1 protein-coding gene is annotated in these 20396 nt (G+C 67.6%); it reads right to left on the bottom strand.

Features of this window, described 5'->3' with window-relative positions; all coding sequences use genetic code 11:
* Window positions 1-72: 72 nt before the first annotated feature.
* Complete coding sequence (locus CAP40_RS07415; protein WP_179187967.1) at window positions 73-20394, bottom strand: YDG domain-containing protein; 20322 nt, start codon at window positions 20392-20394, stop codon at window positions 73-75.
* Window positions 20395-20396 lie beyond the last annotated feature (2 nt).

The raw sequence follows: 20396 nt of genomic DNA, 5'->3' as shown, positions 1-20396 counted from the left end.
CGCGACCCGCGCGGCGCCCGCCCCCCGAAAAGGGCCGAGAGCCCGCGCGGCTGGACCGCGCGGGCTCTCTTGCTACTTGTCTCCGTCGCCAGCGCCCTCGCGCTCGCCATCGCCCTCGAGATTCCGGGAAGGGTTCTGGTCGAGCGAGAAGCCGCCGCCGCCGCGGACTCGCAGCATCCTGAGGGCGTCGCTGGCATCGGCGCCCGATTGGGTGAAGCTGATCGCGAGCGTGCCCGGGATCACGGTCAGCAGGTAATTGGCCGACAGCGCGAGCGTCCCCTGCCCGATCGCATAGCTGCCCACCTGCTCGCCGGCGATGCGGGCCAGCGCGCCGGTGAAGCCGTCGCCGTTCACCAGCGAGCCGGCGGAGACGGCATAGCCGAACACCGGGTCGGGCTGGCCGAACAGCTTGGTCGCATCCTGCGCGGTCACGGTCACCGCGCGGCGGGTGATGTCGGCAATCACCGGCGCGCCCGACAGGCTGACGGCATAGTTCCCCGCGTCCACGCCCGTGAGCGCCAGGCCGCTCACCTGCACCGCACGGCCGGTGCCGGCATTGGCATCGGCGAAGCGATAGGTGGCGGTGCCCGTCACCGCATCGCCCGAGATCACCCCGGTGAGCGCGATCCGGCCGGTGGTGCCGGTGGTGCCGTCATAGGCACGGCTGTCCGCCGTCGCGATGGCGGTGATCGCGCGCTGGGCAATCGTCGCGGCGCCGGTGGCCGTGCCGCTGACCGTATAGTTCGCCGCGTCGGCGCCGGTCAGCGCGAGGCCGCTGGCAGTGGCGGTGCGGTTGCCGGCATTCTTGCTGTCGAAGGCGATGCCGGCGGCGGTCACGCCAACCTGGTCGCCCAGGACGACGCCGTTCAGGCCGAGCGTGCCCGTGGCAGCAGTGGTGCCGTCATAGACGCGGCCATTGGCAGTCAGTGTGGCGGTGATCGCCTTGGCGAGGATGTCCGCCAGGTCGGTTGCCGTCGCGGCGACGACATAATTGCCCGCGTCCGCGCCCGAGAGGCTGATCCCGCTCGCCGTCACCGTGCGGGTGCCCGCATTCTTGCTGTCGAACGCCATGCCCGCACTGCTCGCCGTCACCGCGTCGCCCGCGACCACGCCGTTCAGGCCCAGCGTGCCGGTGGCGTTGGTGGTGCCGTCATAGGTGCGGTCGTTCGCCGTCAGCGTCGCGGTGATCGTCTTGGCGATGATGTCCGCCAGCGCGGTCGCCGTGCCGCCCACGGTGTAGTTGCCGGCATCGGCGCCCGACAGGGTGATGCCGCTCGCCGTGACCGTGCGGGTGCCCGCATTCTTGCTGTCGAAGGCATAGCTGCCGTTCGCCGCCACCTGGTCGCCGCCGACCACGCCGTTGAGCGCCAGGCTGCCGGTGGCGTTGGTAGTGCCGTCATAGGTGCGGCCATTGGCGGTCAGCGTCGCGGTGATCGCCTTGGCGAGGATGTCCGCCAGCGCGGTCGCCGTGCCGCTGACCACATAATTGCCCGCATCCGCGCCCGAGAGGGTGATGCCGCTCGCCGTGACCGTGCGGGTGCCCGCGTTCTTGCTGTCGAAGGCCAGCGTGCCGCTTGCGGCCACCTGGTCGTTGCCGATCAGCCCGTTCAGGCTCAGCGTGCCGGTGGCGTTGGTGGTGCCGTCATAGGTGCGGCCATTGGCGGTCAGCGTCGCGGTGATCGTCCTGGCGATGATGTCCGCCAGCGCGGTCGTGCTGGTGCTGGCGATCACGTAGTTGGCCGCGTTCGCGCCCGAGAGGGTGATCCCGCTCGCCGTGACCGTGCGGGTGCCCGCATTCTTGCTGTCGAAGGCCAGGACGCCGCTCGCCGTCACCTGGTCGCCGCTTACCAGGCCGCTCAGCGTCAGGCCGCCGGTGGCGTTGGTGGTGCCGTCATAGATGCGGTTGTCGGCGGTGAGGATGGCGCTGATCACGCGAGGATCGACCACCACCGTGCCCGCGCCGAAGGCGAAGGCGTAGTTCATCTCCGAGGCCAGCGTGCCGAGCGCCGAATAGACCGCATAGGTGCCGGCATCGCGGCCCGCCCCGCTGAGCGCCGCCGCGCCCGACCAGGCGCCGCTCGCGCTGTCGCCGTTGACCAGCCCGGTGATCGTCGCGGTGAGGACCGGGATGGCACCGTTATAGGTCACATGGAAGCTGTCCGGCGTGACGGTCAGCAGCGGGCGATAGCCATAGACGAAGCGGTTGCCCGCGTTCGGCGCGGTGGCGAAGGTGCCGGCGCCGAAATCATAGAAATCGCCATAATAGCTGGTGCCCGCCAGCCCGCCGAAATTGTTGTTCGGATCGGAATGGCCGAAATTGCCGCCGGTCTGGGTGTAGATCAGCCAGCGGCCGTTCGCGGCGGCCAGCGCATCGGCGCCGCGCGCATTGGTGAACAGCCCGTCCGAGGCGAGCGTGATCGCGTCCCCGCCCGCCGACGAAAGGATCCGGCCATTGACCGAGATCGTCATGCCGCCATGCGAGGCGATGGTCACCGCGCCGCCATTGCCCTGCACCGTGCCGTCGATCGTCAGGCCGACATTGCTGGTGAGCTTCAGCCCGTTGCTCGAGAACTGGCCGAGCGCGGCAATGCTGTTGCCGCCCGTCAGCAGCGCCGCGCCGGTGGCGCCGCCCTGCAGGCGATCGGCGATGATGTAATAGTTGTTCTGGGTAAGCGCGCCGTCGACCTGGAGGTCGAGCGTGCCATGCACCTCTACCACGCCGTCCAGCCCGAGGTCCTGCAGGTTGCGCAGCCTGAAGCCGCCATTGTTGACGGTCACCATGCCCAGGCTGGCGACACGCGAGCCGCTGCCGCCCTGGTCGAGGTCGACATTGCCGTTCACCGCCACCACGCCCAGCGTGCCGGCCGAGACGCTGGCGCCGGTGATCCCGCCCGCCACCGCGAGCGCCACGTCGCCGCCGGCGAGGTTGCCGAAGCGCAGGCTGCCCGTGCTCGCACCCACGTTCACGACGAAGCGGCCCCAGATATCGCCGGTGGTGACGTCGCCCTGGCCGGCGATGTTGATATGGCCGGCATTGGTGGTCACGTCGCCGAGCGTGAGCGTGCCCGTCGGCCCGGCGATCGCGATTGCCCCGACCGCGTTGATATTGCCCATGGCGAGATTGCCGGTGAGCACCCTGGCCTCCACCGTGCCGCCATCGACCGCGCCGAGCGCGTCGGCCCGGTACAGATTGATCGCGAGCGCGCCATCGGCATCCAGGCTCTTGCCCGCCAGCAGGGTGCCGGCATTGGCGAAGGCGTTGCCGCTGGTGATCGACGCTGCATCGGTGGCGCCGAACGTCAGGTTGCCGCCCGCGCTCAGCGAGAACGCATTGGCGCCGGCGCCGGTCAGCGCGGCCCCTGCCAGCGTGAGGTCGCCGCCGGCGGCCAGGCTGATCGCGTTGCCCGCCTGGACGTTGCGGACGTGCAGCTGGCCCTGCGCGGCACGGATCGAAACCCCGCCGGCAGCGGCGAAATCGGTCGTGCCGAAGTCGAAGTCGCCAACCGTGTCGGTGATGCTGAGCGAGCCGCCGAGCGTGCCGAGCGATGCGAAGCTGTTGCCCGCGAAATGGCCGGCGGTGAGCGTGTAGTCATGCCCCACGACCGGGGCCAGGTTCAGCTCGATCGTGCCGGTGCCGGCGTCGAGCGTGACGTCATGGCCCTGGAGGAAGTTGATCCCCAGATTGCCGGACTGGATGGTGACGCTGCTGTTGCCGTCGGACTGGATCGTGTCGAACACGCCGGTCAGCCCGAGCAGGTTGATCGTGACGTCGCCGCCCAGCGAGACGACCGTGCCGCCGCCGGTGCCGCAGCCGCAGCCGCCAAGGCTGCCGCCCGTGACGACCGAGTTCGCGACGTCGATCGCCGCCGCCGTATCGGCGCCGAGCGTGACATTGCCCTGGGCTACGAGCGCGAAGCCGTCGACCGCGGTCAGTCCGCGCACCGTGGCACTGCCGCCCGCGGCGAACTGGCCGCCACCTGCAAGCGAGACCTGGTTGATCGCGAGATTACCCGCGGAAATGACCGACGCGTCCCGGGCGGCGTTCAGCTCGTCGATCGTGATCCCGCCGGTGAAGCTGTTCACGACCACGTCGCCGCCCGAGCCGAGCGATGCCGCCCGCACTTCGCCGCCGTTGATCTCGAGATAGCGGTCGGCCGTCAGGATGGCGACGGCGCTCGTGTCGACCAGGCCACCGCCGGTCAGGTAGAGATCGTTGGCGGTGATGCTGCCGCCGCCCAGGATCAGGTTGCCGCGCCGGGCCTCCAGATCGACCGTGTCGCCCGAAGCCGTGCCCACCGTGAGCGCACCGTTCTCCAGATAGGCGCTGGCGTTGCCGGTGACGGCCTTCAGCTCGCCGATCGACAGGTCGCCGTCGAGGACGTCGACCGTGGCGCTTGCCCCCGTGACCTGGGTGAGCGCCGCCGAATGGTCGAGGCTCACATAGGCGCCGGTGATGCCGAGGACCTTGGCCGTGCCCGTGGAGCCCGAAGCGCGCTCGAAATAGGTGTCGTTCGCGATGCCGGAATAGTCGTCGGCGCCGAGCACCGCGTCGCCGGTGGTGCTCTGCACCAGGAGATCGCCGGTCGCGCCGGTGAGCTTCGCCTGGCGCAGGATCGCATCCCCGCCCTGCGCGTAGAGCGTGATGTTGCCGCCCGCGCTGGCATAGCCGGCGGTGATGCCGCCGCTGCCGGTGGTGGAGAGGTGCACGTCGCTGCCGGCTTCGATGCTGCCGGTCAGGTTCAGGGTGCCCGCGCTCGCGACGCGGGCGTCGCCGGTGCCGCCGTCGACATGGACGGCCTCGAAGTTGCCCGCCGTGGTGGATACATCGACACCCGTCGCGCCGAGCAGCTCGTTCGCCTGGATCGCGATGGCGGAGCCGGTCACCGAGCCGGAAAGCGAACGGATCGTGCCGTTGCCGAGCAGGCCGGAGACCAGGAAGGCGATGTCGCCACCATATTCCAGCGTGCGGCCGCCCATGTCGAGGGCGCCCGCGCTGGTCAGGGTCCAGGTGCCCGCCCGGGGGCCGCCGGGTGCCAGCGCGCCGTTCAGGAGCGACCCGCCGCTCAGCACATAGTCGCCGGCCACATAGACGGTGCCGATATCGACGGTGCCGATTCCCGCGTTGAGCTCGACATTGCCGGAGCTGCTGCTCGCCCGGCCGAGCGCGATGCCCGTGCCAGTGATCGAAAGCGTGCCCGTGCCGACATCCACCTGCCCGCCGGTGATGTCGCCGACCGCCGAGATGGTGAGGTTCCGGCTCGCGCCGAACGTGGCCGGCAGGGCCAGATTGCCCTGGGTGTCGGTGACGAAGACATCGAGCGGGACGCCGTTCGCGAAGGTGAGTGCGCCAAGGCCGATGTCGCTGCCCGTCACCGAATAGGTGCCCGGCGTGGCGATCGAACTCGCCTGGACATCGGCATCCGCGACCAGCGTGACGTTCGCGCCGGCGACGGTGCCGAGCAGCAACCGCCCGAGCGACCGCGCATCGACGTCGCCCGCCGCGGCGATGGCGACCGAAGTGTTGTACATCGCATCGACGCCCAGCGTCGCGTTGCCGGTGGCCTGGATCTTGACCAAGCCCGGCGTGGCGCCGACGCCATAGTCGACGACGTTGGCGCTGGTGATCGAGCCGGTCGCCGCGCCCAGCGTGACGTTGCCGCCCGAGATCAGCGCCTTGAAGCCGTCGCCCCCGGCGTCGTTGTTGCTGTACAGGGAGAGCGAGCCGACCGTGACGTTGCCGGTGCCGGTCACCGAGACATCGTCGCTGGTGGTGATGGCGCCGATGTTCAGGTCGTTCGCGCCGCCATTGAAGGTGACGTTGTTGCCCCAGAGCTCGCGCGCATAGCCGCCTTTGGCGGTGATCAGGATGTCGCCCGAGGTATTGATACCGGCATTGGCGGTCAGGTTTCCGTCGATATCCAGCGTGACGTCGCCGGAGCCGGGATTGCCGATGAGCCGCAGGTCCTGGGCGTTGGTGAAGCTGAACGCGGTGCCGTTATAGGCGGAGCCCTGCAGCCTCTGGACATGGTTCTGCCGGTTGGCCGCGACGCCATAGCCGTTGAGCGTCAGCAGCTCGGCCGTCAGCGCGCCCGCCGACTGAGTGATCTGGCCGGTCGAATCGATGACCGCTCCCATGGTCACGACGATATTGCCGGTGAGGTCGATCGCGCCGTCATTGTACAGCTGGAAATTGCCGGCGCTCACATCGCCGAGCGCGCTGAAGCGGATGGTGCGCGGGGACATCGGCGTGCTGTAGAAATTCGCCCAATGCCCCGGCGTGGACACGTTCAGCGTGCCGCCGGTGATCGGGTCGGCGCCGGTGACGTTGACGTCGCCGCCCGCGATCAAGGTCATGGCCGAGCTGGTGCCGGCGGTGAGCGCGCCAGAGATGTCGAGGGCGCCGCTGGTCTTGAAGGTCAGGGCGCCGCCCGCGCTCAGCCCGTTGATCGTGCCGATCGTGTTGTTGCCGCCGAGCAGCATGTCGCCGGTCGCCGAGCCCGCAACGCTCGCGGCGTTGGCGAGCGAGCCGGCGGACTGGGTGACCGAGCCGTTGGTCGCGGTCACGCCGAAGGCGCCCGCCGCGACGACGTTGCCGGTCAGGTCGACATTCGCGGCGCTGATCGAGACGGTGCCGCTCCCCGCCGAGAGATTGCCGAACTGGCCGATGTGATCGGTGCCGAACAACAGGCTGATATTGCCCGCAAGGGCCGTGGCGCCGAGCGTGCCGCTGATGGCAGTGCCGGCACCGCTATTGGTGACGCTGGTGCCGCGGACGAACAGATTGCCGTCCACGGTCGCGTTGTTCAGGGTGACCGCGCTGCCGGTCGCCGAGACGGTCGCATTGCCGTTGAAGTTGAAGTTCAGCTCGAGCGGCCCAGCCCCGGAGATGTTGTTCAGCGTTGCCGTGCCGGCGGTGCCGGTGTTGCTCAGGCTGATCATCGGCGTGGTGATCACGCCGCCGCTGGCCATGGTCAGCGCGAAGTCGGCCGCCAGCGCCGAGCGGACAAAGGCGACGCTGCCGGTGCCGTTCAGCCAGCCGGTGATGTCGGTCGTGCCGACCGCCAGCGAGATATTGACGCCGGAGAGGTTGCCGAGATGGGCGATGGCGTTGTCGCCGGTCAGCTCGATATCGCCGCCGGTAGCGTCGATGTTGAGCAGGTTCGCCTTGACCGAGTCCGCGGTGATGCGGCCGACGGTCAGGTCCACGATACCGTTCTCGGCGGCGATCAGGCCGGCACTAAGGATGTTGGAGCCAGTGGTAAGCGTGATGTCGCCGTTCTGCGAGGTCAGGCTGTCGATATAGCTGAAGCTGCCGCCGAGCAGCTCGACGCCCTCCGCCGCGGTGACGTCGAGGGTGTTGGCGGTGAACAGACCGCCCGGGTTGGTGACGCTGCCGGTGTCCGAATAGAAGCCGAGCTTGCCGCCGGCATGGACGGCGCCCCACAGCGCGATGTCGCCGACATTGCGGAAGAGGAAGTCGCCATTGGTGGTGATCGTGCCGAGCCGGCCGACCGCATTGACCTGCCGCAGATCGGCGCTGCCCGCGGCGACGCTCAGCGTCTGCCCGGTGATCGTGCCGCCGGTCTGGTTGATGCCCGTGGCGCCGTTCAGCGTGACGCTGGTTCCGGCGGAGATGTCGCCGGTCAGATCATAGGCGGTCGCGCCGTTATAGGTCAGCTCGGTGCCGGCGCTGAGCGCGCCGACGGTGCCGATCACATTGGCCTGGTTGAGCGAGAGCGAGCCATGCGCCGAAGCGGTGACCGAACCGCCGGTCATCGCGCCCGACTGCCAGATATTGCCGCTGGTCGAACGGACGTCGATCGCCCCGCCATTCGCCGCGGTGATGCCGGCGATCGTGAAGGTGCCGGTGTTGACGAAGGTGACGTTGTCGCCCGCCAGGATCACATCGCTGCCGGCGTCGATCTGGTTGGCCGCGCCCAGCTCGATATCGCCCGCCGCGCTCACCCTGAGCCAGCCGGTGTTGATCCGGCCGCCCGTCTGGCGAACCGCGCCGCCGGCATTCAGCGTGAAGGTGTCGTCCGCGTCGACATTGGCGGTCAGCGCCACGGCATTGAGGCTGGCGATCCTGACATAGCCATTGGGGCTGCTCAGCGCGCCGAGCGAAGCGATGCGGTTGGTCGCGCCGTTCAGGTCGACAAAGGCATTGCCGGTGGCGATCAGCTTGCTCGCGGTGATCGAGCCGGAGGTCTGGCGGACATAGCCGCCATTCGCCGTGCCGCCGAGCGTGACGGTGTCGCCGCGGATATCGCCCTGGATATCCAGCTGGCCGGACAGGATCGACACGTCGCCCGTCGTGGCGGTCGCGCCGTAGACATAGCTCATATTGCCGGTGAGCGAGATGCCGGTCGCCGCCTGGACGGTGATCCCGCCGCTGTTGACCGCCCCGCCCGCCATCGAGATCGAGCCGTTCTGGCTGGTCAGGATGCTCTGGTACATCCCGTTCTGGATCGCGCCCGAGATGGTGAAGCTGCCGGCATTGGTGAAGGAGAGCTGGCCCCCGCTGAACCCGCCGAGCGAGGCGACATGGTTGGCGGTGGTCAGGTCGACATAGCCGCCGGTGAGATTGAGGGTCAGCGTGCCGGCGGTGATGTTGCCGCCGGTGAGATTGTCGCCATTGTTGATCGTGACGTTGTGGCTGCCGGCGTCGATCGCGTCGATCTGCAGCGCCACGCCGTTGCGCAGGTTGAGGTTCGAACCGGTGGAGATCAGGCCGATGCGGCTGATCTGGTTGCCGCCATTGTCGAGCACGACATTGGTGCCGGTGGCCGAGAAGATGCCGGCGACGATCGAAGTGCCGGCCTGCTGGGTGACGGCGCCGCCGTCCGAGATCATCTCGACGATATGGCCGGCCGCGCTGATGTTGCCGAGCGCGAAATCGCCGGTGTTGCGGAAGCGCAGGTCCTTGCCGTTCGAGTTCAGCGTCGCCAGCGTGACGTCGTTGCGGTTGAGCAGGCTGATGCCGTTGGCCGCGCCCGCGCCGCTCGTCGCCTGGAGCTCGCTCGAGCGGATCACCCCGGTGCCGGTCTGGGTGAGGTTCCCGGCGGCGGTGAGCTTCACCAGGCCCGGCGCCGAGATCTCGCCGTCGAGCGTCAGGTTGCCGCTGGCGTTCAGCGTGAAGCGGCCGTTCGTGGTGACGTCCTTCACCGTGCCGATCGCATTGGCCTGGTCGAGCAGGATGTCGCCGCCAAGCGAAGTGACGGTAAGGGCGCCGGCGGAGATGGCGGCGGTCTGGTTGATCCCGCCGGTGTCCGAGGTGAGCGAGAGCAGGCCGGGCGTGCTGACGGTGCCGAGTCTGATCGAGTTCGCCGAACGGAAGCGGATGTCGCCGGTGGTCGATACGAGCTCGATGCTGCTGAAGGGGTTGATATCGTTGGCCGCGCCAAGGGTGATTGCGCCATCCGCATGCGCGATCAGGTTGTCGCCGGTCAGCGTCCCGCCCTGCTGCAGGATCGCGCCGCTGTTCGAATAGAACGCCAGCTGCTGGCCGAACGCGCCGACATCGTCGGTCAGGATCAGGTCGCCGGCATTGGCGAGCGTGATGTCGCCGCTGGAGCCGAGGTTGCGGACCGCGCCGAAACGGCTGATCGCGTTGGCGTTGCCGTCCAGGCGGATACCGCCATCCGCAGTGAGCGTGGCCGTGCCGCCCACCGTCAGGATGGTGCCGACATTCTGGCGGATCGCGCCGCTATCCGAGACCAGCGTGAGGTTGCCGCCCACCGTCATGTTGGTCAGCGCGATATCGCCACTGTTGCGGAAGCGCAGATTGCCGCTGGTGGTGCTGAGCCCGCCCAGCGCGGTGACGTTGTTGGCCCGGAACAGGTCGAGCCCGGTGCTGGCATAGGCCGAGAGGCTGGCGGTGATGATCGCGCCGCCGGCCTGGCTGATCGCGCCGTCGGTGGAGCTGAGCGTTACCGAACTGCCCGAGATGGTGCCGAGCAGCGTAAGATCGTCGCGCACCGTGAAGCTGACCGCATTGCCCGCGGTCAGATCGCCGAGCTGCCCGACCTGGTTCACCCGGGTCAACAGGATCTGGTTGCCCGCGCTCGCGTCCAGCCGGGCCGCGGTGATGATGCCGGCATTCTGGTTGATCGAGCCCAGCGTGGCGTTCAGCGAGACGGCATTGCCGCCGCCGGCCGTGATGTCGCCGCCCAGCGCGAAGCCGCTGTTGCTGGAATAGGAGATGCCGCCGTTCTGCGTCGCCAGGCCATAGATCGTCCCGACATTGTTGTTGGCGTTCATGGTGATCGCACCGGCGGCGGTGACGTCGAGCCCGCCCGCCGTGATCGCGCCGCTGAGCTGGGAGAGCGTGCCGCCCGTGCCGAGCGACAGGCGCCCGGTGCCGAGGTTGATCGTGCCGTTGACGCTGAGGCTCGAACTGGACCGGAAGGATGCGTCGCCGCCCGCGGTGACGTTGCCCAGCGTGCCGATCCGGCCGCCCAGGTTGATGGTGCCGGAAGCCGCTGCGTTCAGCGTGTCGACATTCACATGGTCGCCAAGGTTGCCGATGCTGCCATTGGTGACGGTGAGCGAGGCGGTTCCGCCCTCCACGGCGCCGAACCGGGTATCGCCGCCCGAGACGACGGTGATGCTGCCGCCATTATAGGCGATCAGTGCATCTACGCTGCCCAGCTGGTTGGTGGCGCTGGTCAGCGAGATGCCGTTCGCGCGCAGGTCGAGGAAATTGCCCGGAGCGTAGAGGATCTGGCCGGCGCTCTGCGTGATGCTGCCGCCCTGGCTCCAGAGTTCGAAATAGGGCGAGTTGATCGTGCCGGTCAGGCCGACATTACCATCGACATAGACTTGCGCGATCGTGTTGACATTGCCAACGCCGGTGATGCTGTTCCAGATCCCCCCGGAACCGCGCAGGCTGAAGCCCTGGCCGCCGCTCAGATTGATCGTACCCGAGGTGATCAGCCCGCCATTCTGCCGGACATAGGCAGTGGCCGCGATCGTGGTGAGCGAGAGCGCCTGGCCGTTCATGGCGTTGATGTCGCCGGTGATGTCGAAGCTGTCGGCATCGGTATAGGCGATGCCGCCAGAGGCGGCGTTGGTCAGGCCGGCGATATTGACGACATTGTTGGTCGCGCTGGTGAGCGACAGGCCGGTGGACGCCGTGGCGCGCAGCGTGCTGGCGACGATCCCGCCGCTGCTCTGCGTCATCGCATGTCCGATGCTGACCAGCATCACTTCCTGGCCCGCCGCCGAGATGTCGCCCGCCAGGTCCAGGTTCGTGAAGGTGGAGAAGAGGATGCCGCCACTGGTGCTGTTGGCCAGCCCGGTGATGGTGCCGATGGCATTGCCGGCATGGCCGAAGGCGATGCCCGTCGCCGCCTTCGCGAAGAGGCTGTTCGCGGCAACCGGGCCACCCTGGCTGATCGCGCCGGTATCGGAAGTCAGCGAGAGCGCATTGATGGTGTAGCCCGGCGTCCCGGCGAAATCGATGCTTCCCAGATTATGGAGCGTGACATTGCTGCCGTCGCCATAGGCGAAGCTGGAGCTGGCGCCGGTGAAGTCGTTCGCGCCGCCGAGGATCAGGTCGCCGCCCGAAGTCACGCTCAGGCTCGGCGCCACGATCTTGGCATTGCCGCTCTGCACCACCGAGCCGCCGGCGGCGCCGAGCGTCGCGCTGGCGGCGGAGATCGTGCCGGCGGTCTGGGCGATCCCGCCGCTCGTCGCGGTGAGCGTCGCGCCGTTGGTGGCGGTAACGTTGCCGTCGAGCGTGAATCCGCTGCTGGCGAAGTCGATGCTGGTGCCGCTCAGGCCGTGCACCGTCGCGATCTGGTTGCTGCTGCTCGTCGCCGAGAGCCGGCCGCCGGCATTGGCGGTGAGCGAACTGGCCTGGAGCCCGAAATTGTTGACGGTGATGTCGCCTGCCGCGCTCAGGGTGACGTCGCCCGCGGGGTTCATGAACTGCAGGTACAGCGTGTCGCCGTTCAGCCGCACGGTGCCGCCCGCGCGGACCACGGTGGGCGTCGCGGCGCCGAAGCTGTTGTTGCCCATCAGGTCGAGATTGGCGCCCGTCAGGATCGACGCATTGGCGTCGACGCGGCCCGTGCCGCTCTGCACGATGTCGCCGCTGCCGCGCAGCGTGACGTCATTGGCCGAGATCGTGCCCGCCGTCTGCGAGATCCCGCCGCCATTGGCCAGCAGGTTGACCGAGCGCAGCCCCACCTTGCTGGCGCTGACGTCGCCCGCGACGGTGAAGCTGCCGGCATTGGAGACGAGGACGTCGCCATAGGTGGCGACCAGCTTGCTGAAGCTGTTCACATCGACGCTGTTGGTCAGGTCGATATGGCCGGCGGTCATCGACAGGCTGTCGACATTGATCCCGCTCGAGGCGAGATTGCCCCCGGCGGTCACCACGGCATTGCCGGTGGTGTTGAGCCCCACGACGATCCCGCCCGAACCGCCATTGTTGAGCGTGATGGTGCCGCCGCCGGTCGAGGTGCCGATGAAGTTGGTGAAGCGGTTGTCGCCGCCGAGCGTGACGTTGCCCACCGCTGCCATGGCGCCGGTGGTGACGTTGACGGTCCCGCCGCTCTGGGTGATCGCGCCGGCCGCAGCGATCAGGCTCGTCGCGACGGCCGTGAGGTTGCCGGTCAGATCGATATTGTTGTCGGCGATCAGGGTGAAGCCGCTGTTGACGCCGATGCCGTCGAGCTTGATGTCACCCGCGGCGTAGATGGTGGCGTTGATGGCAACCACGCTGAGCTTGTCCGCAGCGACCTTGCCATGCGGGGTGGTCACCACACCGACAGTGGTGGTGCCCGTGGTGATGTTGCCGGTGGTGCTGAGGAACACGGTGCCGGGCGCGGTGATGTCGCCTTCGATCGCCAGGCCGCCGGTGTCGCGGATGCGGATGTCGCCGGCATCGGTGGCGAGACCCGCGAGTGTCGTGAAATTGTTCGAGCTGCTGTTGAAGCCGATGCCGGTCGCGGCATGCGCGATGAGCGTGTTCGCGGTCAGGGCGCTGGTCTGGCTGATCGTGCCCGTGTCCGAGGTCAGGTTCAGCGTGCCGATCGCCGCGCCGTTGCTCGGCAGCAGCAGGTTGCCGCGATTGCGGATGGTGACGTCCGCGCCCACGCCATGGCCCATGTCCGACAGCGTGACGAAATTGTTCGCGCCGCCGATCAGCAGGCTGGTGCCCGCGCCGATCACCAGCCGGTCGGCAGTGATCCCGCCCGCGCCCTGGGTGATCGCCCCGCCGCCGGCATAGATCTGGACGCCGCCGCCGGAGATGTTGCCGCTCAGGCCGAGCGCGGTGGCGGTGTAGATGTTGATGTCGGTGCCGCTCGTGCTCTTGGCGGTCAGGTCGCCGAGCCCGCGGATCTTGTTGTTGCCATAGGTGAAGACGATGCTGCCGTTGGTGGCGGTGGCGGTCAGCTTGTTGGTCTCGACATAGACGCCGGTGATGTTGCCGGTGTCCGAGGTCAGCGTGAGGTTGCCGTTGTTCGCGACCTGGTTGCCCGCCCCGCCCAGATCGAGCGTGCCGACCGTGCGCAGCGTGAAGTCGCGGCTGATCGAATAGGCGTCGAGCGCGCCGATCTCGTTCGCCTCGCCCAGCGAGACGTCGATGCCGGCGAGCGCCAGCGTGTTCGCCACCACCTTGGCACCGCTGGACTGGGTGACATTGCCGGCGGTCCGGAGCTGGACATTGTCGCCGGTGATCGTGCCACTGTTCTGCAGGATCGAGTTCTGGCTCGAATAGAGGCGGATATACTGGCCGGGGGTGTTCGCGGTGACGTTGCCGTCGAGCTTGATGTCGCGCTGGTTCTCGATGTCGATCGCGCCGGCCGACGAGGTGAGGTAGCGATAGCTGCCGACATTGATGGTGACGGTCTGGTCGTTCAGATAGATGCCGCCGGCCGCGTTGATACCCACCGAGCGCGCGATCACGCTGTCGTTGTTGCCGGCAATGCCACCGGCATCGACGGTCAGGTCGCCGGTGGTGTCGATCTTGAAGAAGATGTCGGCATTGCCGGTCAGGTTGATGTCGCCGCCATTGCTCGAGCTCGCCCAGATGATCGCGTTGCCGGTGCTATCGAGCGTGATGCTGTCACGCGCGGTGGCGGTAACCGAGTTGGCCGCGATCGTGCCGCTGGCGCCGCGCCCGATCGTGCCGAAATTCGCTTTCAGCGTCGCGTCGCCGCCATTGGTGTTGAGCAGGCCGGCGACGGTGAGATTGCCATCGGTGTCGATCGCGAAATTGCCGTTGGTGGTGACGGCGCCGAGCTGGACATTGCCGCCGGCGATCAGATTTGCACTGGTCCCCGACACGTTGAGCAGACCACCGGCGACGACCAGCCCGCCATTGGTGGTGATCGCGCCACCCGAGGTGAGCGTGAGCGCGCCGGCCGCGCGGACCTGGCCGGTAAGGTCGAAGGCATCGGTATCGACGATGGTGACGTTGCCGCCGGTGCTGCGGATCGCGCCGAGATGGTCGAAGTCGTTGCCCTGATCGAGCACGATGTCGCCCGCCGCATTGGCCTTGAGCGTGCCCGCGGTGATGAACCCGCCATTGGTGCTGGTCTGGCTGATCCCGCCAGTGTCCGAGGTCAGGTCGACGGTCGCGCCGCCCGCCTCGACCAGATAGTCGAGTACGATATCGCCGACATTGTGCACCGTGATGTCGTGATGCGTTCCGGTGGAGAATCTGTCGGTGTTGAGCCGGCCGAACACATCGACCTGGTTTGCGGCGGTCAGCGAGATGGCGCCGCTGGAGGTGATGTTGAGGCGGCCCGCATCGATGATGCCGCCGGTCTGGCTGATGGAACCTTGGTCCGCACCAAGGCTCACATTGTTACCGGTGATGTTCCCGGTCAGCACCATGTTGCCGTGGAACGTCCCCAGGAAGATCCCATTGGCGCTGATATTGCCCAGCGATGCGATGTCGCCGGAGAGATTGACGTTGCCCGCCGCCGTTGCGGTCAACCGCGAGGTCAACACCCCGCCATTCGTGCTGAGGATGCTGCTCGTGTCGGAGATCAGGGTGAGTGCGCCACCGCCGCGATAGGAGTAGCTGGCGAAGCCCGGGCTGAGATCGATGAGCCCCAGGTTGCGCAGCGTCAGGTCGCCGCCAACGTCCAGGCCGGTGATCTTGGTGAAGTCGTTGGCCCCGCCCAGCGTCGTGGTGCCGCCGCTGGTCAGCGACAGCTCGGTGCTGTGCAGGCTCGCGCCGGTGCCCTGACTGATCGTGGTGCCCGCAGTGAGCGCCATCGTGTCGGCGGTGAGCGTCGTGCCCGCATTCTGCGTGATCGCACCGCTGGTCGAGGTCAGCGCCAGGCTGTTGCCGGCCGCATTGATCGACTGGCTAATGTTGAAACTGCCGGCATTGGTGAAGGCGCTCGCCCCACCCGCGCTCAGCGTGCCGAGATTGGTGACGGCGTTGGCGCGGGTCGCGTTGATCCCGGCAGTCGCCGACAGGTTCAGCGTATCGGCGGTGATCACGCCGCCGGTCTGGTTGAGCGCGCCTAGTTCGTCGGAAATCGTCACCGTCTGGCCGGTGGCGCTGATATTGCCGGTCAGCGTGGTACCGTAGCCACCGTTGTTGGTGGCGATGCGGATGCCGCCACTCGTCGTGTTGATGAGGGTACCGAGATTGATGATGTTGTTCGCGCCAAAGACGCCGCGCGACAGGTCGATGCCGGTGACCGCGCTCAGGTTGAGCGTGTTGTAGGCATTGACATAGCTCGTTCCGCTCTGCTGGGTGATCGCCCCGCCCGAGGTCAGCGAGATCGTGTCGCCCGTGAGGCCCTGTATGATGGCGAGGTCGCTCACGGTGTTGATCGTGACGCTGGTCGCGGCTTGCGTCTGGAGCAGGCTCGCGAACTGGTTCGCCCGGCTGAAGGTGACCGAGCCGGCCTGCGCCCCGAAATAGCCGGCGCTGACGATGCCCGCGCTCTGCGTGATCGCGCCGTTGTTGCCGGCGCGCAACATGAAGCCCCCGGTGGCACTGGCGATGAGGTTGCCCGCCACGTCGAAACCATCGGCGTCCTGATACAGGGTCTCGCCGGCAAGGTTGGTGATCCCGCCGATCGTCGTGACATTGTTGTTGGTGCTGCCCAGCGCGATAGCGCCCGCGGCGTTCAGAAAGAGCTGGTTCGCGCGGAGGTAGATGCTCGCGCCGTTGTTCTGGGTGATGCCGCCGGTGTTCGAGGTCAGCGTGAGCGTGCCGCCCGTGGCATCGATCCGGCCGTCGAGCGTGATGGCGCCGTCGTTGCGGAAGGTGATGTTGTGGCCGCTGGTGAACAAATTGGCGTTGAGCCCGCCCACCGTGGTGACGGCGTTCGCCTGGTCGAGCGTGATGTTGTTGTTGGCGGTGGCGTATAGCGTACCGGCGGTGATCTTGGTGCCGGCGTTCTGGGTGATCCCGCCGTTCATCGCGAGCAGAGTCACATTCGTGGCGGTGATGTCGCCGGTCAGGGTGAAGCCGGGGACATCGGTGCCGATCTGGATGACGCTGCCCGCCGTCAACGTGCCGAGCGAACCGATCAGATGCGCGCCCCCGCCAATCAGGATCGAGCCGTTCAGCGCCGAGGCGGTTAGCTTCGAGGTGGTAAGGACATTGCCGGCAGAGATGTCGCCGGTGTCCGAGGTCACGGTCAGCGCGCCGCCCAGGGTGGCGCCGCCGCCGGTCGTCGGATCGAGATCGATGCTGCCCAGGTTGCGCAGCGTCAGGCCGCCACCGATCGAGAGAGCGGCGATGCTCGTGAAGTCATTGGCCTGCCCCAGCGCCACATTGCCGCCGCTGGTGAGCGACAGGGCGCCGCCGTGCAGCGTCGCGCCGCTGGCCTGGGTGATCGCGGAGGCGCCGCTCAGCTTGATGATGTCGCCGGTGATCGTGCCCGAATTCTGCAGGATGCTCCCGCCCGAGGTCAGGCTGACGGTGTTGCCCGTGCCGCCGGCGGTGACGTTGCCGGCGAGCTTGATGTCTCCCTGGAGGTCGACGCTGACCAGGCCGTCGTCGGTGGAGAGGTGGCTGAAGCTGCCGACATCGACCGTGAAGCCCGTATTGACCAGGTTGATCCCGGTGCCCGCGGTGATCGACACCGAATGGGCGCCCAGATCGCCGGTGTTGTACGCCAGCCCACTCGTATCGACGGTGACGGCGCCGGTGGTGGTGGCCACGAAGCCGAGATCATTGTCGCTGCTGAGATGGATGTCGCCGCCACCCGTCGAGGTCGCCCAGAAATTGGCGAAGCCCGAACCGACAAGCGTGATCGCTCCGGTGGCATAGGCATTGGTCACCCCGGCCGAGATCGTGCCACCATTGCTGGTGATCGCGCCATTGGTGGTGGACAGGATCAGGGTGCCGGTGCCGGTGTTTATCGCGCCGGTCAGATCGATGTCGCCGTTGCTGCCCAGGTAGAAATTGCTGCCGCCAGAAGTGCTCACCGCGCCGAGCTTGATGGCCCCGGCCCCGGTCAGCGATGCGCCGCCGCGGGCGGTTACCGCCAGCGTGCCGCCGAGCGAAAGCGCGCCCGAATAGGTTTCGATCGCCCCGTCGGACCTGAGGGTGATGTTGCCCGCCGCCGCACTGATATCGCCATTGATGTCGAAGCCATCGGCTTCTCTAAGGCTGATATTGCCCGTCGCGCTCGTCAGGCCGGTGACGCTGCCGACCTTGTTCACGATGTAAGTCGCATCGTCGAGCAGGATGTCGCCATGCGCCTGGACGTTCAGCGTGTCGGCGATGAAGCCGCCGTACACGCCGACGGAACCCTCGTCCGAGATCAGCTTGAGCGTGTGGAAGGGAACGAGCCACATGCCCAAATTACTAGTATCGAAGTACAGATTGCTGACCGAGCGTATCGTGACGTCGGCGTTGGTGCCCCAGCTGAAATAGGGGAAAGCGCCTAACTGATTCGCGCCGGTTAATAGCAGGTCGGTACCGGCAATTGCCCCAAAATTACCATTGCTTGCCTGAACGCTCGCGCCGCTGTCCTGTTTGATCGCGTAGGTGGCGCGGAGTGAAATGTCAGATCCGAAGATCGTGCCGGCGGCCTGGGTCAGCGTGCCGTTCGGCGCGACCAGCTCCACCCGACCGACGTCCGCTCGGCCGACATTCCCGTCGACCGTGAAGTCGCCGTTGTTATAGACAGAGACGTTCGTGCCGATCAGCCGATGATAGGTGGCGACAGCGACCGTGTTGCCATTGCTGCCGATCTGGATGTCGCGAGCGGCCTCGGCGGTCAGCGAACTGGCGGTGAGGCCGGGGCCCACGACGACATCGCCACTCTCGCCATACAGGCTGACATTGCCGAGCGCGCCGTGGAGGTAGAGTTTCATCGCGTCGCCGCGAATCCGCACATTGCTGCCGGTGCCGCTGGTGACGTCCGAAACAAGGCTCTGGTCGCCCAGATGGTTGCCCGTCTGGTTCAGGTCGATCCCGGTGACGGCGTTGAGGGTGAAGCTGCTGCCCAGGCTGATCGTGCCGCTGGTCTGCCGGATCGCGCCGCCCCGCGAAGTGAGCGACAGCGCGCCGCCCGCGTGGAGGACACCGCCGAGAACGACATTGCCGTCCATCGTGACCGCGATGTTGCCGCCCGCGCTCAGATCCCCGAACTCGGTGTAGCCGCCGTCGGAACTGAGGTTGATCGCGCCGCCCGCGGTCACGAACAGCCCGCCGGAGATCAGTGCGTTCGTGCCCGAAGACGTCGCATCGCCCCCGGTGGTGATCCGCGCGACCGAGAAGGTGTTCACCTTGAAGTCGAGATTGCCCGTCGCGTTGACCGTGATGCGCTCGCCATCGGTGGAATTGGCGGTGAGGCTGGTGAAGCTGTTGGCCTTGGCGAGATCGATTTCACCAAGGGCGTTGGCGACCACGCTGCCGACCAGCCCGGCGCCACCTGTCTGGCGGATCGCGCCGTTCGCGGCGTTGAGGGTGACTTTATAGCCGAGGTCGTTCGCGCTGCCGCTCAGGTTCAGCGTCAGGTCGCCGGTGCTGTTGACCGTGAGATCCCGCGTGATCGCATAGACATATTCGAGCGTGGCGGCGCTATCGAGGTTATAGGCGCCGCCGCCGGACAGCATGGCGCTGCTGGCCCGGACGATGCCGCTGCCGCTGGCCTGGCCGATATTCAGGTTGGCGCGGCCGGACGAGACGATGTCGCCGGCGATCTCCGTGCTGCCGAGGCCGTTGTAGAAGGTGATGTCGCCGCCGGCGGTGATGCCGTTGATCTTGGCGATCTGGTTGGAGCCGCCGAACTGCATCGAACCGCCGGACCGGGCCGTCAGCGTGCCGGTGGTGACCGCGCCGATATTGCTCCAGAGTACCCCCTCGGCGGCAAGGTCGACCGTGCCCCCGGCGGCGTTCATATTCGCGCCGGTGGTGATCGAGCCGCTGGAGAGCATCGAGATCGCGGGCGCGGTGAAATCCATGAAGTTGGCGGTGGCGATATCCGCGCCGCCATTGCCCGCGACGGCAGCCGCATCCGCCGCGCCGTTCACGATATTGTGCCCGGTGGTGAGGACGATCGCGCCGGTCTCGTCGAGCGCCGCGGTCGTCGCGGTCAGGTTGCCCGTGAGCAGCAGGCTCGACATGACGCCGGTCTTCGAGACGAGCGCGGCGAACACGCGGTTGCCGCTCGTCGCACCGCCGAGCGTGAGGGCGTTGGCATCGCCGGTGCCGTCGGCCCCGCTGGCCACTTCGAAGCTGAGCAGGTCGAGATCGTCCGCGCCGGTCTGGCGGAAGCTGATCTGGTATTTGGCCGCCGCGCCATAGAGCACGTTGCCGCCGTCTTGCGCCGAGATGCTCGATCCCGCCTCGGTGGTGACCACCGGCGCCACCAGCGCGATCGCGCCGCCATGGCTGGCGATCTGGGCGCCGTTCTGCACGGTGATGCCGGTGCCGCTCGCCGCGCCGGTAAAGCCGAAGCTGGTCGCGGTATCGTCGAGGAAGCCGCCCGGGCTCGAATCGGTCGCGCGGTCCACCGCCGCGGTGGTGACGAGCAGGCCGCCGGTGCTGATCCGGGCATTGGCGCCGATCACCACGCCATTGGCGTTGTAGATCCAGATATTGCCGCCGGCCGCCCCGCCAGCGCCGATCGTGCCGTTGAGGTTGCCGTTGATCGTGCTCGAAGTCGCGCTGTTGACGCGGTTGAGCACGATGTCGTTGCGATTGGCGAAGACGAAATTGGCGGTGTCGCCTGTGTTGATGTCGAACCGGCTCCAGTCGATCACCGTGCGCGAGCCGTTCAGCGTCACATTGGTGGTGTTGGCGTTCGGCTGGTCGATCACCGGGGCCCCGCCATTGCCCGTCGTGCCGGTCGGCGTGAGCTGGGCATATGCGGGCGCCGCCCAGAGCGCGGCAAGCGCGAGCGCGCCAAAGGCCGAGGTGGTGAAGAGGCGGCTGCGGCGGCGGGGGGCGGACATGA

It is taken from the genome of Sphingomonas sp. IBVSS2, assembly GCF_002127225.1.
Lineage (GTDB): Bacteria > Pseudomonadota > Alphaproteobacteria > Sphingomonadales > Sphingomonadaceae > Sphingomonas.
The sequence above is the reverse complement of the archived record's forward strand: the minus strand, read 5'-3'. Positions and strand labels throughout refer to the sequence as shown.

Coding starts and splice junctions, on each gene's coding strand:
- CAP40_RS07415 (WP_179187967.1), bottom strand. CDS start 20,394: ATGTCCGCCCCCCGCCGCCGCAGCCGCCTCTTCACCACCTCGGCCTTT.